General features: G+C 70.3%; 18 protein-coding genes and 3 pseudogenes. 9 read left to right on the plus strand and 12 right to left on the minus strand.

Annotation, left to right across the window (positions count from 1 at the left end):
* Positions 1–344: 344 nt before the first annotated feature.
* The gene (locus ACIBL4_RS01160; RefSeq protein WP_399405221.1) at positions 345–2,099 is read left to right on the plus strand and encodes an ankyrin repeat domain-containing protein; all 1,755 of its coding nucleotides are present in this window, start codon (positions 345–347) and stop codon (positions 2,097–2,099) included.
* 476 nt (positions 2,100–2,575) lie between these two features.
* On the opposite strand, the gene ACIBL4_RS01165 is transcribed toward ACIBL4_RS01160, so the two are convergent.
* The 3 genes and pseudogenes from ACIBL4_RS01165 to ACIBL4_RS01175 form a co-directional block, all read right to left on the minus strand.
* On the minus strand, positions 2,576–3,229 hold the full coding sequence (locus ACIBL4_RS01165; protein WP_399405223.1) for a class I SAM-dependent methyltransferase: 654 nt from the start codon (positions 3,227–3,229) through the stop codon (positions 2,576–2,578).
* A gap of 177 nt (positions 3,230–3,406) precedes the next feature.
* Positions 3,407–3,587, minus strand: a pseudogene (locus ACIBL4_RS01170) (transposase); the annotation flags it as partial.
* Between the two features lie 96 nt (positions 3,588–3,683).
* Positions 3,684–4,031 carry a VOC family protein gene (locus ACIBL4_RS01175; protein ID WP_399405225.1) on the minus strand — a complete coding sequence of 116 codons (348 nt, stop codon included), beginning with the start codon at positions 4,029–4,031 and terminating at the stop codon, positions 3,684–3,686.
* Here ACIBL4_RS01175 and ACIBL4_RS01180 point away from each other — a divergent pair.
* Positions 4,001–4,948: a sigma factor-like helix-turn-helix DNA-binding protein gene (locus ACIBL4_RS01180; RefSeq protein WP_399405227.1), complete on the plus strand. Its 948-nt coding sequence runs from the start codon at positions 4,001–4,003 to the stop codon at positions 4,946–4,948. The two genes, ACIBL4_RS01175 and ACIBL4_RS01180, sit on opposite strands and share 31 nt — an antisense overlap.
* A 511-nt stretch (positions 4,949–5,459) precedes the next feature.
* A complete protein-coding gene (locus tag ACIBL4_RS01185) occupies positions 5,460–7,694 on the plus strand; it encodes a transglycosylase domain-containing protein (RefSeq protein ID WP_399405229.1) in 2,235 nt (744 codons plus the stop codon).
* A 150-nt stretch (positions 7,695–7,844) separates the two neighbouring features.
* Here ACIBL4_RS01185 and ACIBL4_RS01190 read toward each other — a convergent pair.
* Positions 7,845–8,813, minus strand: a pseudogene (locus ACIBL4_RS01190) (alkaline phosphatase family protein); the annotation flags it as partial.
* 177 nt (positions 8,814–8,990) lie between these two features.
* On the opposite strand from ACIBL4_RS01190, the gene ACIBL4_RS01195 reads away from it, so the two are divergent.
* Positions 8,991–9,365 carry a winged helix-turn-helix transcriptional regulator gene (locus ACIBL4_RS01195; RefSeq protein ID WP_399405231.1) on the plus strand — a complete coding sequence of 125 codons (375 nt, stop codon included), beginning with the start codon at positions 8,991–8,993 and terminating at the stop codon, positions 9,363–9,365.
* Between the two features lie 33 nt (positions 9,366–9,398).
* Complete coding sequence (locus ACIBL4_RS01200; protein WP_399405233.1) at positions 9,399–9,539, plus strand: hypothetical protein; 141 nt, start codon at positions 9,399–9,401, stop codon at positions 9,537–9,539.
* 95 nt (positions 9,540–9,634) lie between these two features.
* On the opposite strand, the gene ACIBL4_RS01205 is transcribed toward ACIBL4_RS01200, so the two are convergent.
* The 5 genes and pseudogenes from ACIBL4_RS01205 to ACIBL4_RS01225 all read right to left on the minus strand — a co-directional run bounded on the left by ACIBL4_RS01205 (position 9,635) and on the right by ACIBL4_RS01225 (position 13,437).
* Positions 9,635–10,030 (minus strand): nuclear transport factor 2 family protein, encoded by a 396-nt coding sequence (locus tag ACIBL4_RS01205; protein WP_351418753.1) that lies wholly within the window; start codon positions 10,028–10,030, stop codon positions 9,635–9,637.
* Between the two features lie 125 nt (positions 10,031–10,155).
* A complete protein-coding gene (locus ACIBL4_RS01210; protein ID WP_399405235.1) occupies positions 10,156–10,326 on the minus strand; it encodes a hypothetical protein in 171 nt (56 codons plus the stop codon).
* Positions 10,327–10,831: 505 nt separating this feature from the next.
* Positions 10,832–11,202, minus strand: a pseudogene (locus ACIBL4_RS01215) (electron transfer flavoprotein subunit alpha/FixB family protein); the annotation flags it as partial.
* 647 nt (positions 11,203–11,849) lie between these two features.
* Positions 11,850–12,158, minus strand: coding sequence for a winged helix-turn-helix transcriptional regulator (locus ACIBL4_RS01220; RefSeq protein WP_399405237.1), 309 nt, complete (start codon positions 12,156–12,158; stop codon positions 11,850–11,852).
* Positions 12,159–12,471: 313 nt separating this feature from the next.
* Positions 12,472–13,437 (minus strand): pirin family protein, encoded by a 966-nt coding sequence (locus ACIBL4_RS01225; protein ID WP_399405239.1) that lies wholly within the window; start codon positions 13,435–13,437, stop codon positions 12,472–12,474.
* Positions 13,438–13,663: 226 nt separating this feature from the next.
* Between ACIBL4_RS01225 and ACIBL4_RS01230 the strand changes: the two genes are divergently transcribed.
* On the plus strand, positions 13,664–13,954 hold the full coding sequence (locus tag ACIBL4_RS01230; RefSeq protein ID WP_399406526.1) for a tetratricopeptide repeat protein: 291 nt from the start codon (positions 13,664–13,666) through the stop codon (positions 13,952–13,954).
* An 84-nt stretch (positions 13,955–14,038) separates the two neighbouring features.
* On the opposite strand, the gene ACIBL4_RS01235 is transcribed toward ACIBL4_RS01230, so the two are convergent.
* A complete protein-coding gene (locus tag ACIBL4_RS01235) occupies positions 14,039–15,448 on the minus strand; it encodes a PepSY-associated TM helix domain-containing protein (RefSeq protein WP_399405241.1) in 1,410 nt (469 codons plus the stop codon).
* Between the two features lie 132 nt (positions 15,449–15,580).
* Here ACIBL4_RS01235 and ACIBL4_RS01240 point away from each other — a divergent pair, with 132 nt between their 5' ends.
* Together ACIBL4_RS01240 and ACIBL4_RS01245 are read left to right on the plus strand one after the other, a co-directional pair.
* Entirely contained in the window at positions 15,581–16,225 is a 645-nt protein-coding gene (locus ACIBL4_RS01240) for a peptide deformylase (protein ID WP_399405243.1), read from the plus strand.
* Between the two features lie 154 nt (positions 16,226–16,379).
* Entirely contained in the window at positions 16,380–17,972 is a 1,593-nt protein-coding gene (locus tag ACIBL4_RS01245) for an ABC-F family ATP-binding cassette domain-containing protein (RefSeq protein ID WP_399405245.1), read from the plus strand.
* 92 nt (positions 17,973–18,064) lie between these two features.
* Here ACIBL4_RS01245 and ACIBL4_RS01250 read toward each other — a convergent pair whose 3' ends face one another.
* Positions 18,065–19,495, minus strand: coding sequence for a dihydrolipoyl dehydrogenase family protein (locus tag ACIBL4_RS01250; protein ID WP_399405247.1), 1,431 nt, complete (start codon positions 19,493–19,495; stop codon positions 18,065–18,067).
* Between the two features lie 118 nt (positions 19,496–19,613).
* Here ACIBL4_RS01250 and trxA point away from each other — a divergent pair, with 118 nt between their 5' ends.
* Complete coding sequence (trxA, locus tag ACIBL4_RS01255) at positions 19,614–20,006, plus strand: thioredoxin (protein ID WP_399405249.1); 393 nt, start codon at positions 19,614–19,616, stop codon at positions 20,004–20,006.
* An 11-nt stretch (positions 20,007–20,017) separates the two neighbouring features.
* On the opposite strand, the gene ACIBL4_RS01260 is transcribed toward trxA, so the two are convergent.
* Positions 20,018–21,454: a benzaldehyde dehydrogenase gene (locus ACIBL4_RS01260; protein WP_399405251.1), complete on the minus strand. Its 1,437-nt coding sequence runs from the start codon at positions 21,452–21,454 to the stop codon at positions 20,018–20,020.
* Positions 21,455–21,464: the final 10 nt, after the last annotated feature.

Raw genomic sequence — 21,464 nt, forward strand, 5'->3', positions numbered from 1 at the left:
CTCACTCTGAGATCCCGGCCCCCCGTCCGGACGTCGCCTCGGCCCGGGGCTGCGAGAGATGCAATGGCTGGGGCACTGTCGTCACCCCCGACGGCCGTCACGAACTCTGCGCGGCCTGCCAGCACCCCACCAGTGCCCCTCCTCCTGCGGTCACCACCCCGAATTCCTGAGGAGCGTTTCTGGCCGGGCTCGTCAGAAGCGCGTGTTGATCTACCACAGGCCCCGGGCCTCCGCCCGACCCACGTGGGTGATCGGCTCAGGCGGCGGTGGGTTCGTCGATCGTCCGGGCGAGCAAGGGGCATCGTCGCTCTGCCGTTGTCAGACCCCTCTGCCACGATCGGTGCATGGGATTCTTCGACGATCTGGTGTTACCGGAGGAACCGGCCCCCGAGCGGACGGCGTTGGTCCGGCTGGGCCCGCCGGAAGAGGACGCCGGGCGGTACGCGCCGCCGGTTGACTGGTTCGCTCCTGCGCTGCTGTCGCAGCTTGAGGTGCTCGGCGCCGGTCCGCACACGAAGGTGCTGCTTACGGGGTGGTCCGTATGGCCGCAGGCAGCCACCCTGCATCTGGCGGTCTTCCGTAGGACCCGCCAGCACAGCGCGGCTGCGGGACGGCAGTCCGGGTTGCGGGTGGGGCTGCTGTTCTCCGACGGCCGCCGGGTGACCTCGCTGGACGGCACGACAGACCGGAGGGTGGAGTTCACCGGTCCGCAGGGACAGGTGACCGTGGCGTCGACACCGCAAGCAGTCGGGCTGATCCCGCTGGATCCCGGCTTGCACCATTCCCGCCGGTCCCTCTTCAAGACCGACGTCGACCTGTATCTGGCAGAGCTCCCACCCGCCGGAGAGGCTCAGCTGGTGGTGGAGTGGCCGGACGAGGGGATTGCCGAGACCCGCACCTCGGTCGACGTGGCGGCCCTCCATGCCGCGTCGGCACGGGCGCTCGAGGTCTGGCCGGCGCTCGACCCGCCGGATCCGTCGGAGCAGCCGGGCACCTTCGGGTACGTGGAGGTGAGCGGACCGCCTGCCTTCCTGGCGCCGCCCCTGACTCGGCACCAGCGCGAGATGCTGCGCCGCCAGGAGGAAGCCCGCAAGCGCTATGTGCCGCGGGCCGACTGGCAGCAACTGGGTTACCAGGACTGGGGGGATGCGGCCCTGATCCGTGCTCGGCTGGACGCAGCGACACCGCCCGACGCCCGCGTCGGATGGCGTGGCACGACTCCGCTGCATTTGACGGCGGAACAAGGGGCAGCGGAGGCGGTCGCCGCGCTGTTGTCGCATCACGCGGAGGTCGACGCACGCGACGACGACGGACACACACCGCTGTGGTACGCCGCCTGCAGCGTAGACGAGGGCAGCGTCCAAGCGCTGATCGACGCCGGGGCCGATGTGTGGACGCCGCAGAGCGGGCCCTGGTCCCCGGGCCGGCTGCTGCTGACCACGTCGCTCGCGCCACTCGTCGCGGATCTGCCGGGGGCGGTGGAGCTGCCCGCCGAGGAAGCCGCGGCGTTTGCAGAGGCGGACGCGCTCATCGCGGCCTTCGGCGAGCAGGAGCTGTGGACCGAAGGACTCGGCATCTGCTTCGTGCCGGGCCTGAGCGAGGACGAGGTGATCCAGCGGCTCGGCGCGGACCCCGCGCAGTGCCCGAAAGCAGACTCCGAGCACGCGCCCTTCGATCCGATGGACTACGACGAGTCCCTCCGCTATGTGGGCGTAACGAGCGTGCCCGGGGCTCCCGGCGGCTGCGCGATCACACAGGAGGGCTATATGCCGAGCGACGACGCCCTACTGCGGGCGATATCGGCGGGCACCGCCGCCTACGGAATCTACTTCAACCCCAAGGGAGGGACCTTCGGCACCCTGGCCCGCGACGGCGAAGTCGTCGAGCACGAGGAGATAGGCCTCGGGCCGGACGGGCCCGACCCGGCCACGCACTGGCACTTCCGCTTCTGGCAGCGCCGGTCCGCCTTCCCGCACGACGCCGACACACTCGCCTACGCCTGTGCCGCGGCCGGGCTGAGGATCCACGACGGCCAGGATGTCGCGGATCGCCGCGCCCCACGCCGCTGGGTGCGGTTGCCTTCGCAACTCCAGCGCTGAGGCCTCGGCCATGGTCCGGGGAGTGCTGCCTCAGGCCGTGCCGGTTACACAGTCGGGCCCGGGCTGTGCGGCACCGTACCGCCGAGTGGTGAGTGTGCCGGAGATCCAGTCCGCGATGTACGCGCTCATGGCGTCGCTGTGCCGGACCCAACGGAAGTGGCCCAACCGGGCCCCCGTGGGCAAGGTCCTCGGTGTAGCGCCACCGGCTCACAGGGGCCGCCGGGATCTTCTGCAGCAGATGGTCCGTCGCGCCCGGCGGCGCCAGACTGTCGTTCTCCACGCCGACCGCGAGGACGGGAAGCCTCAGCCGCGCGAGCGCCGTCTCGTAGTCGGTGTCGTTTCCCGTCAGCGTGTAGCGGCCGGTGGCCGACCCGACCGCCGTCAGCACGACGGCGTGCACTCCTGTGAGCCGGGTCGTGCAACCGGGCGCCAGCCACCCCGACGTCCTGGTCGCCCAGCGCCGCGAACAAGCTCCGTCACGGCCTTTCGGGCTTGCGGGCCAGCAGGCAGGCGTGCGGTCTGTTCACCCGTCCCCCGGGCTCCTGCTCGAGTCTCGCGGCGATGGCGAGTCCTGCCTGCCCCAGCAGGCCGATCATGCGGTCCAGCGGCAGAAGGTACGACTCGTAGGACACAGGACGGCCATAGCCCTGGGTGGGCTGCAGCCGTTCATCGCCGACATAGTCTCCCCAGAGCAGGTAGCCGCCGGGCGCGAGCGTGCGGCGGAACTCGGCGAACACCGCCGGCAGCCACTGCGGGGGCGTGTGGTGGGTGGAGTACCAGGCCAGGATGCCTCCGAGCTCGTCGTCCCCCATCTCCAGTGAGGTCATCGAGCCCTCGGTGAACCTCAGGTCCGGATAGGCGTGCCGGGCCAGCCCGATCATCTTCGGTGACAGATCGACGCCGAAGGCGGACACCCCCAGCCCGGCCAGGTGCGCCGTCACGCGGCCGGGGCCGCATCCCAGGTCCGCTACCGGCCCCAGAGCGGCCATCCGCACGAGTTCGGCGAACCCTGCCAGCATCGCGCGTGACAGCGGGTCCATCTCGGCTGGAGGCGGGACGCGTTCAACATAGTCGGCGGCGACCGTGTCGTACGACTCACGCACAGCGGTCAGAAAGGCGGGCTCGGCCATGCGGGCGACCCTAGCGCGGGAAACTGACAGGCAAGGGCGCGACCTTGAGTTGGCCTGCGTGAGACCACCGCTGCGGCGGCCCGGCCGTCATACCCCTCCGTGATCGTTTCCGGTCACGGCACTACGGCTTGCCGTTCAGCCGTAGTGCCAGACGGCTGCCGCGGGGCAGGGTGAGCCATCGAGGACCAAGCGGTGGAGCTTGGCCCACCCTCGCCTTTGTCCACTCGGAAATGCGCCGATGAGCCGTCGCACCCGACGGCCTGAACAACGCGGACGGCACCTGCTGCCAAGTGCAGCCCGCGGTGGCCACGAAGACAATCCCAGCCAGCACCTCCCGATCACCGTGCCGACTGCGGCCACTCCCTGAGGCCGCGAAGGGGCACGAGCGACAGGTTGGCGACCAGGCCAAATGAGGTGGGTGTGGCTCGTCTGGAGAGAGTCCGACTGCGACCGCTCAGGGCCCGACGTATTCGTATACGCCCCCGTGAGGGTGCCGCAGCACCGCTCGGTGGCCGTTGGGGGTGGGTTGCACCGGCATCACCACGGCGGCACCGGCTGCAACCGCTTCCTCGACGGCAGCGGCCATGTCCGCGACCGCCAGCGTGGCATTCACTCCGGCGACCCTCTGCACTGCCTCGTCCGGGCCACAGAACAGAAGGAAGGGCCCGACACTCGCCAGTTGCACACCGGCGAAGTCGAAGCGGCCGGCCGGCTGGCCGGTCAGCCGTTCATAGAAAGGGATGGCCGCTTCCAGGTCGTCAACGCGCTGGCGTGCGATCACCGAGTCGATCTTCATCGGCATGCTGGAGCACCTCGTCGGGGTCAGGGTCTGTCCGTGCTGGATCAGGCGGCGCGGCCGACCTTGAGGAAGGCTGCGGTGTCGACGACGCGCCGGTCCTGGTAGCGGGCTGCCTGCAGGGCCACCTCACCGGGTGGACCGTCGGCGGCTGTGCAGGAGGTGCCGTAGGGGTTGCCCGACTGGAACTGGACGGGGTCAGTGTAGCTGGGGGGCATGCCCTGTCCCCACAGCAGCAGGAAACCCTTAACTCCCCCGGCGCGTGGCTGACGACCGTCGCCAGCCGTATCTGCCTCGACCTGCTCGGCTCGGCGCGGGCCAGGCGCGGGCGCTACGTGGGCGAATGGATCCCGGTGCCGCTGCCCGACCGTACGGAGCGGATCAGCGGGCGGCCGGGCGCCGGCACCGTCGACCCGGCCGACCGAGTCACCCCCGACGAGTCGGTCAACATGGCCTTCCTCGTCGTGCTCGAGGCGATGACCCCGGCCGAGCGCGTGGCGTTCATCCTGCACGACGTCTTCCGTTACCCCTTCGCCGAAGTGGCCGAGATCGTCGGCCGGACCCCGGCGGCCTGCCGCCAGCTGGCCTCTTCGGCCCGTCGGCGCATCCGCGCGTCACAGCCCGACGCGGCCTCGGGAACCCAGCGCGCCGACATCGTCAGAGCCTTCAAGCACTCATGGGAGGCCAAGGACGTGAACGGTCAGCCGGGTCTGGTGGCTCAACTGGACGGCGTCACGGTCTCGGTGATGGCATTCGACGTCACAGGCAACCGAATCCATCACATCTGGGCCGTACTCAGCCCCGACAAGCTCCGGTCCTGCCCACATGAGATGACTGATGAGCGGAGCCTCGTCAAGAGCCTTGGTAATTCCTGTGGATGGGTTGTCGGTCATGGACGGCGAATCCTGCCCTTGAACGATTAGCGCCTTCAGCCACACCTGAATTCTCTGACGGTGGCCCGGCGGACCGAAGCCTCGCACACCGGAGTATTCGACGAGTCAGCACATCGGAATATCCACCCGATGGGCCGGTCAACGACAGGCCAAAATCGCCTGATCCGTGCATTCGGCCGCCTACGCTCAAGCTCCACGGACGGACGCGTCACCTTCGACCGCCGGTGCGCCACTCAGCCCTCCGCTGTGGACGGCACGGCCGCACAGTCCTGTCCGCCCGTGCGTGGCCGGTGCGGACGAGGACTGGCTTCCGCATCTCACCTGACGTCCCACCTGAAGGCCACCAAGAATGAGCGATGACCGCAGCGGACCGCAGCCCCGTATGACACGTGCGGAGATCCGCAGGGCTGCCCAGGCGGCGAACCGGCGGTCGGCTCGCAGAGGGGCCGGAGGTACCCCAGGCCGGGCCACTCCCGCCTCACAGCGGCGGCCCGCCCAGAAGAAGAGGCTCATCAACTATCCACGCGCGGGCAGACGCGGCGTGCGGCGCTGGTTGCCGTCCTGGAAGCAGCTGCTCGGCCTGTTCGTGACGCTGTGCGCCGGCCTGGTCGGCGCGGCGGCCTACGCGTACGCGACCGTGTCGATTCCCAGCGTCAATCCGGACACGCAGACGCAGGCGAACACCTTCTACTGGTCGGACGGCTCACAGATGGCGGAAGTCGGCCAGGTCGACCGGCAGAACGTGACGCTCTCCGAGGTACCCGCGTCCGTCCAGTGGGATTTCCTCGCGGCCGAGAACGCCTCGTTCTACACCGACCCGGGTGTCGACCCGCAGGGGATCCTGCGGGCGGTTTACCACATGGCGGAGGGCGGTGAGGTGCAGTCCGGGTCGACCATCACCCAGCAGTTCGTGAAGAACACGTACCTCACCCAGAGCCAGACACTCTCGCGCAAGCTCGACGAGATCATGATCTCCTTGAAGATCGGCAGGAAGCTCAGCAAGCAGCAGATCCTGCAGGGCTACCTCAATACCTGCTACTACGGCCGGGGCGCGTACGGCATCGAGGCGGCGTCCGAGGCTTACTACGGCATTCCCGTGCGGAAACTGACCGTCAGCCAGGGCGCGTTCCTGGCGGCCACCGTGAACGCCCCGAGCGTGATGATGAACGCCGACGACCCGGAGCAGCGGGCACCGGCCGTGGCCCGCTGGAAGTACGTGCTGGGGCGGATGGCGGCCATCGGCAAGATCAGCGCGGCGCAGAAGGACCGTTACCTGCGCGCCGGTTTCCCGACGCCCCAGCCGATGCACGGACGAGGCTCCATGGGCGGGCAGGTCGGCTACCTGGTCCAGACCGCCGAGCAGTACGTCGAGCAGCATTCGTCGGTCACCGACCAGGGGCTGAACCAGGGCGGCTACCAGATCTACACCACCTTCGACAAGGACAAGGTGGCGGAGTTGAGTGCCTCGGTGGCCAAGATGGGCAAGCAGCACCTGGACCCGGCCCACCGGGCGGCCGACCGGAACGTCCAGGTCGGTGCCGCATCCGTCGACCCGACCACGGGCGCGATCGTCGCTCTGTACGGCGGGGACGGCTGGAACAAGGGCCACTACACCGACAACGCCAACACGTCCGGCGTACCGGTCGGCTCCACGTTCAAGCCCTTCGACCTCGCAGCCGCCTTGGACCACGGCGCGGTACTCTCCCCGGGCCAGTCACCCTCCCCGATCACGCCGGAGAGCAAGTTCGACGGCGACGACGGCATCACGATCAAGAACCAGGAGGGCAACGACCTCCCGGACGGCAGCGACCCCACGGGACTACTGCACCAGCAGAACGACACCCCCACCAAGTGGGGATACATCACCCTTCGCAAGGCCATGGAGCAGTCGGTCAACACCCCCTACGTCCAGCTCGGAGAGTACGTCGGGTACGGCAACGTGGAGAACGAGGCGCTGCAGGCCGGTCTGCTGCGCAACACCCTGCAGTACGACACCGCCGGCTTCTACATCGGCACCTCCACCCCTTCGGCCATCCGCATGGCGGATGCCTACGGGACGTTCGCCGACCAAGGCGTCCATCACGAGCCGTATTCCGTCACGAAGGTCGTGCAGGCAGGTCAGCCCCTGCCCGGCTTCCGGCCACCGGCAGGCACCCGGGCCATGCCCGCCTCGACCGCCGACACCGTCACCGACGTCCTCCAGGACGTCGTCCAACACGGCACGGGCACCAACGCCCTCGCCCTCGGACGGCCCGCCGCCGGCAAGACCGGAACCACCGACGACTACAAGTCCGCCTGGTTCATCGGCTACACCCCGCAACTGTCCACAGCGGTGGCCCTGTTCAAGGAGAACCCGAAGAACTCGGGCCTGCAGTCGATGGCCGGGGTCGGCGGCTACAGCAAGGTCTTCGGCGCCGACATGCCCACCCAGGTCTGGCTGGGCTACATGACCGCAGCCCTCCAGGGCCGGCCGGTCCTCTCCTTCCCCGCCGCACCGTACCTCGGCAAGGGCACGAACGAGAACGGCGCACCCTCTCCCGGCACGTCGGCGTCCCCGAGCACCGCCCCCTCCCCCGCCTCCACCCCGTCGGCACCCGGCGCCACACCGTCCATCACACCGTGCAGTGACATCCCCGGCGGATGCACCTCACCGTCCCCCGCACCCTCCCCCACGGCGACCGGTGCGGGCTCCTGGGGCGGTCTCTTCGGCCGGGGCAAAGGAGGGGGCCCGGGCAAGGGAGCCGCCCCATCGGCATCGATGCAGCCGCAGAACTGAACGCTCAGCAGGATCCCGGTTCACCACGGCACGCTGTTCTTCATGGTCCTGGTCACCATCCCCCTGGTGACCAGGAGATGGCCGTGCGGTTCGGCGCGCACACCGGCCGTGTGACCGGCAGACTAGTCCGCCGTGTTGCGCGCCAGCGCGCGGCAGCTTGCCCGCCTTCAGCGCTGCGTCGAAGTCGGTCAGGTCGTAGTTGTGGTTGGCCTGGCCGTTGTGGCCGATCTCGTTCACGCTCTTCGGCGGCAGGTGGTGCGGGTTGGCCGTCGACTTGTAGTACGCGAAGGGGTTGTGGTGCGGGCTGTAGTCGACCACGGAGGCGCCGCCGATGTTGGTGTGCGTGGTGTCGCACTTGGCGTACGAGCCGCTGTCGCCGTTCCACGCGGTGGAGGGACGGAAGCCGCCCTGGAACCAGCCCCAGCTCACCTTCTCGGCGTTGAGCAGGTCACCGATGTTCTTGCCCTGCATCGCCGCGAGCGCGTTGGTGCTGGTGTGGTCTTTGCCGGCGCAGTCGTCGTAGGCGGGGTCGGGGTCGTTGATGACGGTGCCGACGCCCTTGGCGTCCGGGGACTTGACCGTGTAGGCGTCAGGGGTGGAGGTCTGCTCGGGGTTCTCGGTGCCGGTGGACGGGTCGACGGAGATGACGCCGTGCGTCTGGCCGGAGATCAGGTTCAGGGCGCCGGGTGTGGAGGGGCCGTAGACCGAGCTGAAGGAGCGGCCGTTGAGGGAGTACTGCTGGGCGTAGTTCCACAGGCCGGTGACGGTGTTGCCGTCGTAGTAGTCCATCACCCTGGCCTGGGACGGGGTGAGGCGCTTGGGCGCGTACTGGTTCGGGTTCTTCGTCAGCAGCCCGGCGTGCGCGAGGGTGTCGATGTTCCTCGGGGTCTTCTTCGACGCCGTGAACTTCGTGCCGTCGGTGTTGGCGGCCTTCGGGTAGGTCGCGAAGTAGTGGTCGAAGGAGACGTTCTCGTCGTGGAGGACGACGACGTGCTTGATGGGCGTGGCCGTCGAGGAGTGGCCCTGGTGGTGTCCGGCGGGCACGGCGGCCCAGGTGGGGGCCGCGCCACCGAGGAGCGTGAGCGCGGCGGCGCCCGCCAGCGCCCCCGGACTCCGGATCGTTGAGGGCCTCCACCTCACGAGTCGCTCCAGATCACCCCGTCGCTATGGCTACCGGAGAAGGGGTGGGCATCGGGCTGGTGCCAGACGACGTCCTCGCTTAAAAATGCTGCCTGCCGGGTCCTATAATTACCACCGGTAACAGTCGCCTCAACACAACCAGTCAGGACGTGTGACGTGCCAGAGTTTCCGGCCTTCGATGTCATGACGGCGACTTGCCCGTCCCGCACCTCGCTCGCCCGCATCGCCAACAAGTGGACGGCCATGGTGGTCATCGCGCTCAGCGCAGGCCCCCTGCGCTTCCGCGACCTGCGCACCGGCGTCGACGGCATCAGCGCCAAGGTCCTCACCGAGACGCTCCGGGACCTGGAACGCGACGGAATCGTCACCCGGCACGTGTACGCCGAGGTCCCGCCCCGGGTCGAGTACGAGTTGACCGCACTGGGGCGCACTTTGTATGTCCCCCTTCAGGCACTGGGCCGCTGGGCCGAGGAACACTTCACCGAGGTACTCGCGGCACGCGAGAGCTACGACGCCCGCCAGCGACCGTGACTGGCTGCAAGAGGTAATGGTGGGCGAAACGTCGTGAAGGTGGACCCGACGGTGCGGCGTCCTGAACCCGTTGCGGTACGTGTGTTCGGGCGCGGCCTGCGCGGCATCGCCCAGGAGGACACCCGCGTGTTGATCTCGCAGCTCGTCGACCTGTTCAAACAGGGCGGATCCTGATCGTCGGCAGCGAATGCGTCGGCGCCGAGACGGCCGCCACGGCCCGCGCGCCCGGGCTTGCCGGACGACTTTCGCCTGGCCAGGATGCGGGCGGCCTACTCCCCCCAGAAGGCGTCCTCGGCCGCCTGGTCGCCGGAGAAGAGCCACATCTCGACGATCTTGCCGTCCTTGATGCGCAGAACATCCACGCCGTCCATGCTCATGGACGCGTCCTCGCGCCGACCAGCGAAGTGGATGGAGGCGGCCACTGTGTCGCCGTTGCCCATGAGAGCGTGGATCGTGTCGATGGCGAAGGAGCCTTGACTGGCCTCCATCATCCCGCCGAGCATCGCGAAGACGGCACCGCGCCCCTTGTGCTCACCGGAGAACCGGTTGGCACCCGGCTGATGCCAGACGACTTCCTCGTCCAGAAGCTCGCCCACCTTGGCCAGGTCACCCTTCTGTACGGCCTGGAAGTACTCACGCGCGATGTCGATGTTCTTGCTGGTCATAGCCACTTGCTCCTTACGCCCCCAACATAGAGGCAGTACGACAGACTGTTACAGCGGATGCGAGGCGCGACGCGCGCGACTCGGGGTGGGTCAAAGACGGCGGTCAGATTTCGGCGGACCCGCCCTCAGGTATTGCCCCGAGAGTCGTCCTCGCCCTGTTGGCCCGCCGAGAAGAGCCAGACCTCCGCGACGCGCTCGCCCTCGATCCGCAGCAGGTCGACGCCGTTCATCTCCATCTCCACGCCGTCACGCTTGGCCGAGAAGTGGACAGGTGCCGCGACCAGCGAGCCGTCCATGGCCGGCCCCTCTCCTTAGGTGAGTTCGTCCTGCTGCACCTCCATACTCACCATCGGTAACCAGTCACCTCAACGTAACCAATGGGATGACGTGACGCACGCCACACTCCCTTCAGCTTGTTGCCTAGGAGTAGCGGGCCTGGATGGCACCGGGTCGCCCCTTGCGAGCGCCCGCTTCGGCCTGCCGTCAAGTGCGGGAAACGCCCCAAGTGCGCCGTCAACTCGGCCTTCTGCACGGAGCCACCACGACCGTCATCTTGCGGCCCCTGCCGCCGCCCCTCGCCGCAGAGCACCGCGCCGGACACCGGCTCGCCGGACCGGCAGGTCACCGCGTGGGAGCCGGTGACCGACCTGACCACCTGCGCCCTGCTCGATGAGTAAGTCCCCGTGCTGCGACGGTTCTTCGACCACAGGCGCCCACCGACGGGGGCGGCGATGGCCAGGCCCAACTGCGTCATCAGCTTCCGCACTTGGCCTGACCGACGTCGGTCAATCACTGGCTCACGCTGCCTGTGGCCTGGTCGGAGAAGGTCACGGACAGCGCCTCGACCGCACCGGCGGCCGGGGCGGCCTCTACGGCCGCGCTGTTGGGCTTGACCGTGATGACCGGGGTGCCCTTGGAGACACGGGACTTGGTGGTGAAGGACGCGGCGAACACCGACTGCGTGGCCATCGGGCCCTCGTCGTCGGCCTCCAGGTCAACGGCGTCGGTGATGATGCCGGAGCCCAGACGCAGCGCCAGACGGGCGGCGATCTCCTCGCCCTCGGCAAGGAGGGGACCAGCACGGCGGCCGGGGACACTTCGGCGACCGCGGCCTGGAGGGCGTCCACCTTCGGTACGACCAGGTAGTCGGCGTACTCGGCGGCCTCCTGCGTGACGACGTCCCGCTTGCCTCCCTTCCTGCGGTTCTTCAGCAGTCTCAGGCAGCCCCCCTTGACGCCGGTCACCTGACAGCGGAGTCGTCGCGGTCTTCCCCCGTCGCCTGCTTCGGACGGTGCGCAACAGGTCAAGCGTCCAGGTCAGGACGCCTGCTGCCTGCTTCGGGAATGGGCAGCCCGCAACGTGCTCAGTGTCGCGGCAAACTGGGCCAAGGACTGCTAGGAGGCGGCCGTAGCGACCTGTGTCTGCAACTCCGCGTCGAAGACCTGACCCGCTCTCCTGACCAAGTCCTCTCCGTCAAGGGTCAGTTCGACGATCGCGGAGCCTCGTTCGACCAGACGGGGGGCCAGGATGCTGGACGAGAAACCGCATGGCCAAGAACCAGGTGACCGGCAGCCGTGCTCCTCCCGCAGTCGGGTTGAGTGTTGCCACAGTTCGGTCTCGAGCCACCCGTCCCCGAGATCCTGCGCACCCTCACTGCCCGCGGCTACCGCTTCGCCACCGTCAGCCATCTCCGCGCCACCCATCGTCGGTGGGCCGGCTGGGTGGCCGACTTCCTGATCACCGAGCACTCCGGGCGCCGGCCACTGTTGATGTCCTTGCCGGCGAATCCGCTATCCGGCCATAAGAGAGGCCGACCCTCTCACCGTTGCTCACCTGCCCCCTCGGCCATGACCGAGGGGGCAGCCTCCGGGGTGGGCACCGAATCGGCCCAGGTCGCCATGGCTTCGAGAACGTCGCGCAGCCCCTCGCCGAGGGGGGTGAGGCGGTACTCGACGCGCGGCGGGATCTCCGCGTATGTCGTGCGAATGACGATGGCGTGGGTCTCGAACTGACGCAGCCGACTGGTCAGAGTGTGAGGGCTGATGCCGGGCAGGGCCTGGCGCAGTTCCTCGATGCGGTCGACCACCTTGCTTGTCCCGCCGACCGTGATGCCGAACTCGTCCGCCACCCAACGCCTGACTCGACTGCCAGCCAGGTCAGCATTGGTCCGGACACCACCGAACCTGCAAACTCCCACGCAAGCGCCGAAGCTGGGATAAGAGCCCCTCCCCCACCCTGACGAGGCGTCAGCAAAGTCAGCGTCAGGTCAGCGAGAGTCCTACCGCAGCCGCCCACAGACAGCCACACTGTGGAATCGCCAACCGCGCCGACCTGAGCCAGCCGGCTGTTCGGACGCCTTCTGGCAGGCAGGCTGAAGGCAGTGAGATTTACCCGATCGCCCTTCGACCCAGGGGCCACCAACACTGACGCGTCCCCGCAGGTCAGCGCACCCTTCCCCGCGGTTTCAACGGCCCCGGCGGCAGTTCCGGTGCGGGCAGCGGATCACCGTCGTACCCCTTCACCTCCCCGAACCGTGTCCCTTCCATCCAGTCCCGACGCGCCTGCTCGATCTCCTCCTGGGACCGTCCGATCCAGTTCCAGAACATGATCAGTTCCTCCTCGAACGGCTCGCCGCCCAGGAGCATCAGGCCGGCGTCCGACTCGGCCCGCAGCGGCAGTTCGCTGCGGCCGCAGCCGAGGTAGAGCATCGAGCCGGGCAGGACCGGGACGCCGTCCACGTGGGCCTCGCCGGACATGGACAGGACGGCGTACTCGAAGTCCGGTTCCAGGGGGAGGCGTACGTCCGCGCCCCGGGTGAGGGCCAGGTCGGCGCCGGTGATCGGGGTGTACGCCGTGCCGGGCGAGGTCGCGCCGTCGAGGTCGCCGAGGATCAGCGTCGCCTTGATGCCGGGTGCCGTGACGACCGGCAGGTCGGCGTGGTGCTCGAAGCGCGGGTCGGTGTGGCGGTGGCCGTCCGGGAGGGCGACCCACAGTTGCGCGCCGTGCAGGAAACGGGCGTGCGAGCGCGGGCTCTCCTCCGAGTGACTGATCGCACGGCCGGAGGTCATCAGGCCCAGTTCGCGCGGCCGGATCGTCTGCAGGCTGCCGGTGGAGTCGCGGTGCAGCACCTCCCCCTCGTGCAGCCAGCTCACCGTCTGGAGGCCCATGTGGGGATGCGGCGGCACCTGCATGCCGGGTTCGTCGGCGATGTCGTCGGGGCCGTAGTGGTCGACGAAGCACCAGGCCCCGACCATACGGCGGCCGAGGTTGGGCAGCAGCCTGCGGACCTCGCTGGATTCGCCCAGCTTGACATGGCGAGGACTGAGGAGTTCGCGAACCGGCTCGGCTACGACGAAGCCGCGGCCACCGCACGGGGAGGGAGCCGCCTCGCGCTCAAGATTGCTCATGGCGCACAACCTAGTCGGGCGGCAGGGCCCGCGTCGCGCGTCATTCGGGCCGCGCCCGGCGCCCGCGTCGGTCGGCCGCCCTCACCGAGGGGCGGTCTGGCTCTGTAGTGGAATATTGAACCAATCCGTTCGGTTGTCGGCCTCGAAGGAGGCACGAGTGAACACGACCTACGACGCGACGTACTACGCCCACGGGACACCGGCGGAGCGCTGGGAGCGCGCGCAGATGTTCTTCGACGCCAAGGACTACGCCGCCGCCGCGCGGGTCCTGGGCGGGCTGGTCGAGGAGGTGCCCGAGCAGACCGGGCCGCGGCTGCTGCTGGCGCGCTCCTACTACCACTCGGCCCAACTCCGCCGTGCGGAGGCCGAGTTGCGGACGATCGTCGAGCGGGACCCGGTCGAGCACTACGCCCGGCTGATGCTCGGCCGGACGCTCCAGCGGCAGAACCGGCACGAGGAGGCGGAGTCGCACCTGCGGATCGCCTCGGCGCTCGCGGGCGACTTCGAGCAGAGCTGACCGGTACGTACCCGAAGGTGCCCGGCTCCGTGTGGAGCCGGGCACCTGTGCGTCGGCGGGTCCCCTACCGTATCGGCGGGTCCGCTACCGCGCCGGCGTACCCGGCCCGTACGTCCGCCGTCCCCGCCGGTAGGCGATCTCTCCCAGCAGGATGTCGACCGCCAGGAAGGCCGCCAGCGGGATGCCGAACAGGGGAAGGAAGGAGCCGAGTACGGCGACCCCCGCCAGTAGCGGTACCAGGATCTGTGGCGGTACCTGCTGCCAGGCGCCGCGTGGGATCGGGCGGCCGAAGGCGGTGCCGCGGCCGCGTTGCCACCACATGCGGTAGCCCCACACGATCAGCAGGATCAGACAGAGCGCGAGCAGCATCAGGGCGATCTGGTTGGCCAGGCCGAACAGGACGCCGGTGTGCAGGTCGATGCCCCACCGGGTGAGCTTCGCGAGCACCGGGTAGTCGGCGAACCGCACCACGTCCATGACCTCGCCGCTGGCCGGGTCGATCGCGACGGAGTCCTGCTTCTCGGGCCAGCTGCGCTGCACCTGCTTGACGACGTAGGCCGACTCCGCGTCCGCCGGCGGCACGATCTCCACCGGGTCGCCCAGTCCCTCCGCCCGGGCCGCCGCGAGGACCTTGTCGAGGCCCACCCCGTGCGCGGCGTCGCCGGCCTGCCCGGCGGCGGAGCCGTGGCCGGCGTGTTCGCCACCCGCCGACGACGACACCGCCGGGGTGGCCTGACCCAGTGAGGTCCGCAGCTCGTCGATGTTGGCTCCGGCGTAGGCCGACCAGGTCAGGCCGGTCGCCGAGAGGAAGAAGAAGCCGGCGGCCGCCCACGCGCCGACGCTGCCGTGCAGCCCGAGAGTGCGGCGCCGTCCGTTCGTGCCCCGCACCTTGCGCAGGGCACGGCGGCGGGAGAACCACAGCACCAGTCCGCCGGCCGAGATCACCCACAGCCAGCTGGCCGCCAGTTCGCTGTACAGCCGGCCCGACTCGCCGAGGTGCAGGTCCCGGTGGAACTCGTCGATCCAGGTGCGCAGCGGCAGCGCGCCGGTCGAGCCGTACTGCTCGAGGGAACCACGCACCTGCGCCGTGTACGGGTCCACGAACACGGCGAGCGTGTGTCCCTCGTCGACGCCCGGGACGCCGGACAGCATCACCCTGGTCGTCGCGTCCGCCTCGGGTGAGGGGCGTACGGCGGAGATCGTGCCCTCGGGGTGGGCCTTGCGGGCGGCGGCCACCTGCTCGCTGATCGGCAGCTTCCGCTCGCCCGGGGGGACGGTCAGTTCATGGTCGTACACGATCTTCTCGGCCTGGAAGGAGGCGGCGTACAGCAGGCCGGTGGTGGCGGCGACGAGGAGGAACGGGGCCACCAGGACCCCGGCATAGAAGTGCAGGCGGAGGATGAGCGGGCGCAAGAGGGCCCAACTGCTCTTCGCCGGGGGTGGGGTGGCGGATTGCGGGGCCTCGTCCGTGGTGGTCGAGGGAGCGGTGGTCATCGGCGGGTTCTCCCGGGGACGTCTTCGTGGCCGTTGCGGTGCAGTAGTCGGGCTGAAGGGGCGTCCAGTTCCCGGGGAGTGCGTGTGACGTGCCGCACACGAGGGTGGAGGGTGCCGTGTCATCCTGACGCGATGGGAACTCCGAGCGATCGCGCACCCCTGGCCGAGCGGGTCGAGGAACTCCTCGCCGGTGGCGGCCCGTTGACCATCGTGGCGGCCGGTGATCCGGTGCTGCGGCGCGGCACCGAGCCGTACGACGGTCAGCTGGGGCCCGCGCTGCTGGCCCGGTTCGTCGAGGCCCTGCGGATCACCATGCGCGCGGCTCCGGGGGTGGGCCTGGCGGCACCTCAGGTCGGTGTGCCGCTGAGGATCGCTGTGATCGAGGACCCGGCGCCGGTGCCGGACGAGGTGCGGCTGGCGCGCGGACGGGTGCCGCAGCCGTTCCGGGTGCTGGTCAATCCCGTCTACGAGCCCGTCGGCGGCGCGCGGACCGCGTTCTTCGAGGGCTGTCTGAGCGTGCCGGGCTGGCAGGCGGTGGTGGCGCGGCCCGCCGAGGTGCGGCTGACCGGGCAGGACGAGCACGGGCACGCGCTGGACGAGGTGTTCGCGGGCTGGCCCGCCCGGATCGTGCAGCACGAGACGGACCATCTCGACGGGATCCTGTATCTCGACCGGGCCGAGTCGCGTTCGCTGTCGTCCAACCAGGCGGTGGCGGAGCGCTGGGCCCAGCCGACGCCGGAGGAGGCCGCGCGGGCGCTCGGCTTCGAGTTGCCGTAGCGCACGGAGAGCCGGAGGCATGTGCGGAAATTCGGAGGCGCTCGGCGGGGCGCCTCCGTTACCGTGACGTCCATGTCCACGCCCCGAATTTCCTAGCCGAGGACCCACTTCCACACCACCCGTGTGTCCTCTTGCTTGTTCGGAGCGTTTTCTCATGATCACCGTTCGTGACGTCGACGTGCGCGTGGGCGCGCGTCTGCTGCTGTCCGGCGTCTCCTTCCACGTCTCCCCCGGCGACCGCATCGGCCTGGTCGGCCGCAACGGCGCGGGGAAGACCACCCTGTTGCACACTCTGGCGGGCACCCTGCGGCCCGCCGCCGGGACCGTCGCCCGCACCGGTGACGTCGGCCATCTCCCGCAGGACTCGCGCGCCGCCGACCAGTCGGTCACCGTCACCGACCGGATCCTGTCCGCGCGCGGCCTGGACCACGCCGTACGGGAGTTGCGCCGCGCCGAGGCCGCGATGGCCGACGGGACGGAGCGGTCGATGAACGCCTATGTGCGGGCCGAGGCCGAGTTCCAGGCGCGCGGCGGTTACGCGGCCGAGGCGGAGGCCGCCCGGGTCGCCGCCGGAGTCGGACTGCCCGCGGATCTGATGGACCGGCCGCTGCGCGCCCTGTCGGGCGGTCAGCGCCGGCGTGTGGAACTGGCCCGCATCCTCTTCGCCGGGCACGGCACGCTGCTGCTGGACGAGCCGACGAACCATCTGGACGCGGCCTCGGCCGCCTGGCTGCGCGGGTTCCTCACCACCTACCAGGGCGGGCTCGTGATGATCAGCCACGACACGTCCCTGCTGGCCGGCACCGTGAACCGCGTCTTCCACCTGGATCCGGGGCGTGCCGCGCTCGACGTCCACAACACCGGCTGGGACGAGTACCTGGCCCAGCGGGACGCCGACGAACGGCGACGGACCCGTGAGCGGGCGAACGCGGAGCGCAAGGCGGCGGCGCTGCACGCCCAGGCCGACAAGATGCGCGCCCGGGTGGCGACCGCGGTGGCCGCGCGGAACATGGCCCGCCGTGCCGACCGCATGCTCGCGGGCCTCGAACCGGCCCGGCGCGCGGAGAAGACGGCCAGGATCCGGCTGCCCGAGCCGGCGCCCTGTGGCCGGATCCCGCTCGGCGCGGTCAGCCTGACCAGGTCGTACGGCGGTCAGCACGTCCTGCGGGGTGTCGATCTCGCCGTCGACCGGGGCAGCCGCCTGGTGGTGCTCGGGCCCAACGGCGCCGGAAAGACGACCCTGTTGCGGATCCTCGCCGGGCAGGACAGGCCGGACGGCGGCCGGGTGGTCCACGGGCACGGGCTGCGCCTCGGCTACTTCGCCCAGGAACACGACACCCTGGACCCAGAACTGACGGTGCGTGAGCATCTGGCGGGTGCCGCCCCGCACCTCGCGGACGGCGAAGTCCGCCAGGTCCTGGGCGCGTTCCTGTTCTCCGGCGACGACGCCGGCAAGCGCGTCGGCGTCCTCTCCGGCGGCGAGAAGACCCGGCTCGCCCTGGCGGGCCTGGTGCACTCGGGCGCGAACGTGCTGCTCCTCGACGAGCCCACCAACAACCTCGACCCGGCCTCCCGTGCCGAGGTCCTGGCCGCGGTGGGCACGTACCCGGGCGCGATCGTCATGGTCACGCACGACGAGGGCGCCGTCGACGCGCTGCGGCCGGACCGGGTGCTGCTGCTGCCGGAGGCGGAGGAGGACCTGTGGAGCGACGACTACCGGGAGCTGGTGGTGCCGGAGCACGCGTGACCGTGCCGGATTCCGACCGGCCGCCGGAAACCCGGGGCGGTCCCGCGCCTGGCGGGACCGCCCCAGGGCAGGACGGCCGGACGTCCCGGAGGTCACGCGTCGCGGTAGGCCTCCAGCAGCCGCAGCCACACCTCGCTGATCGTCGGGTAGGACGGGACGGCGTGCCACAGGCGGCTGATCGGGACCTGGCCGGCGACGGCGATCGTGGCGGAGTGGATGAGCTCGCCGACACCGGGGCCGACGAGGGTCACTCCGCGCAGGATCTCGTCCTCCAGGTCGACGACCATGCGGGCGCGGCCCTTGTAGCCGTCGGCGTACAGGCCCGCGCCCGCGACGGTGGACAGGTCGACGTCGACGGCCTTCACCCGGTGCCCCGCCTGTTCGGCCTCGGCGAGTGACAGACCGACGGCCGCCGCTTCCGGGTCGGTGAAGACGACCTGGGGGACGGCCGCGTGGTCGGCGGTCGCGGCATGGGCGCCCCACGGCTCGGCGAGGAGGTTCTCGCCGGTGGCCCGTGCGGCGATGGCGGCGCCCGCGATGCGGGCCTGGTACTTGCCCTGGTGGGTGAGGAGGGCGCGCTGGTTGACGTCGCCGACCGCGTAGAGCCAGTCGTGGCCGGTGACGCGGAGGCTGTCGTCGACGTCGAGCCAGGAGCCGGGTTCCAGGCCGATCGTCTCCAGGCCGAGGTCGTCGGTGCGGGGTGCGCGGCCGGTCGCGAAGAGGATCTCGTCGGCCTCGACGCGGTCGCCGTTGTCCGTGACGGCGACGACGCTGCCGCTCTCGCGGGTCACCGATTCCAGTGATGTGCCGGTGCGGACGTCGGCGCCGGCCTCGGTGAGCGCCTCGGCGACGAGTTCTCCGGCGAAGGGTTCCATCCTGGGCAGCAGGCCCTTGCCGCGCACCAGCATGGTGACCTGCGAGCCGAGGGCCTGCCAGACGGTGGCCATCTCGGTGGCGACGACACCGCCGCCGACCACGATCAGGCGGCCGGGCACGTGCTTGGCGCTGGTGGCCTCCCGGCTGGTCCACGGCCGGACCTCGTCGAGTCCGGGCATCCCGGGCAGGGCGGCGCGGCTGCCGGTGCAGACGGCGACGGCGTGCCGGGCGGTCAGGACGCGGTCACCGCCGTCCGGGCCGGTGACCGTCACCGTGCGCGGGCCGGTGAGGCGGCCGTGGCCGCGGTACAGGTCGGCGCCGATGCTGTCGAGCCATCCGACCTGTCCGTCGTCCTTCCAGTCGGAGGTGTAGTAGTCCCGGTGGGCGAGGACCGCGGAGGCGTCGAGGGGGCCCTGCACCGACTGGCTCAGGCCCGGCACCCGGCGGGCGTCCGCGCGGGCGATGACCGGCCGCAGCAGGGCCTTGCTGGGCATGCACGCCCAGTACGAGCACTCGCCGCCGACGAGTTCGCTCTCCACGACCGTGGTGGTCAGACCGGCCGCGCGGGTGCGGTCGGCGACGTTCTCCCCCACGGGCCCGGCCCCGAGCACCACGACGTCGTACGCGTTGGTTTCCGTTTCCGTCATGGGGTCAGTCTGGTGGGTGGTGTGCGCCCTGGCCACACGGGTAGGGGCGCGGAATACGTACCAGGTCGGCCGTGTTGTGCCGACGGCTTGACCCACACCAGGAAGAGGGATTTACGCCATGACCAGCACCGTGGAGCTCACCAAGGAGAACTTCGACCAGACGGTCACGGACAACGAGTTCGTCCTGATCGACTTCTGGGCGTCCTGGTGCGGGCCGTGCAAGCAGTTCGCCCCGGTCTACGAGAAGGCGGCGGAGGAGAACCCTGACCTCGTGTTCGGCAAGGTGGACACCGAGGCGCAGCCGGAGCTGGCCGCGGCCTTCGGTATCCAGTCGATTCCGACGCTGATGATCGTCCGTGACCAGGTCGCCGTGTTCGCCCAGCCGGGCGCCCTGCCCGAGGCCGCCCTGACAGACGTCATCGGGCAGGCCCGCAACCTCGACATGGACGAGGTCCGCAAGGCGATCGCCGAGCAGCAGGCCCAGGAGGGCCAGCAGGCACCGCAGGGCTAGACGCCGCAGGGCTAGAACGGATACGGAGCCACGTCTCCGCGTACCGTCGTCCAGCGCAGTTCGGTGAAGGCCTCCAGGTTGGCCTCGCCGCCGAAGCGGGCGCCGGTGCCGGAGGCGGCGACTCCGCCGAAGGGTGCCACGGCCTCGTCGTTGACGGTCTGGTCGTTGATGTGGACGATGCCGGTCGGGATGCGCTCGGCGAGGTCCAGGCCGCGGGCCGGGTCGCGGGTGACGATGCCCAGGGAGAGTCCGTAGGGGCTCTGCGCGGCCAGGGCCGCCGCCTCGTCGGTGGTGGTGAAGGAGCGTACGGGCGCCACGGGTCCGAAGACCTCCTCCGTGTACGCCGGGGTGTGGTCGCCGACGTGGGCGAGGACCGTGGGCCGGTAGAAGAGCCGGTCGTGGGTGCCGCCCGCGGCGAGTTTGGCGCCGGCGGCCTTGCTGGACTCGACCAGGCCGCTGACCTTGTCGAGCTGGCCGGAGTCGATGATCGGGCCCAGGTGGACATGCTCGCGGTACGGGTCGCCGACGGCGAGCGAGTCGGCCTTGGCGGCGAGCCGCTCGACGTACTCGTCGTACAGGGACGCGTGCACCAGGTGGCGTCCGGTCGTCATGCAGATCTGGCCCTGGTGGAAGAACGAGCCCCAGGCGGCGGTGGAGATCACCGCGTCGAGGTCGGCGTCCGGCAGCACGATCATGGCCGAGTTGCCGCCGAGTTCCAGGTGGGCCCGCTTGAGGTGGCGGCCGGCGGCCTCGCCCACGGCCCGACCGGCCGGGGTGGAGCCGGTGAAGGAGACCACGGGTACGCGCGGGTCGGCGACCAGGGCCTGTCCGACGTCCGGGCCGCCGGGGAGCACGTGCAGCAGGTCCTGCGGCAGGCCCGCGGTGGCGAAGACCGCGGCGAGGGACAGCCCTCCGCAGACGGCGGTGCGCGGATCCGGCTTGAGGACGACGGCGTTGCCGAGGGCCAGGGCCGGTGCGACGGAGCGGATGGACAGGATCAGCGGGGCGTTGAACGGGGAGATCACGCCCACGACACCGGCCGGGACACGGCGCGTGTACGACAGGCGCGGCGCCTCGCTGGGCAGGACCTGGCCGGCCGGGCGGGAGGCGAGCGCGGCGGCCTCGTAGCACTCCTGGGCGGCGACGTGCAGTTCGAAGTCGGCCTTGCCGGGGACGGAACCGGACTCGCGGACGAGCCATTCGCGCAGTTCGTCGGCGTGTGCCGTGAACAGGTCGCCGGCCTTGCGGAGCACGGCGGCCCGGGCGAAGTGCGGGGCGCGGGCCCACTCGCGCTGGGCGGCGGAGGCCCTCTCGGCGGCGGCCTCGACGTCCTTCGGGCCGGCGAGGGCGAGGGTGCCGAGGGCTTGGCCGGTGGCGGGCTCGGTGACGGTGTACCCGGGGCCTGTCAGGGTCTGGGGCTGCCAGGTCCTGGTGTCGAGCAGGGGCATGACGGCTCTC

This window comes from Streptomyces sp. NPDC050416 (genome assembly GCF_044458845.1).
Lineage (GTDB): Bacteria > Actinomycetota > Actinomycetes > Streptomycetales > Streptomycetaceae > Streptomyces.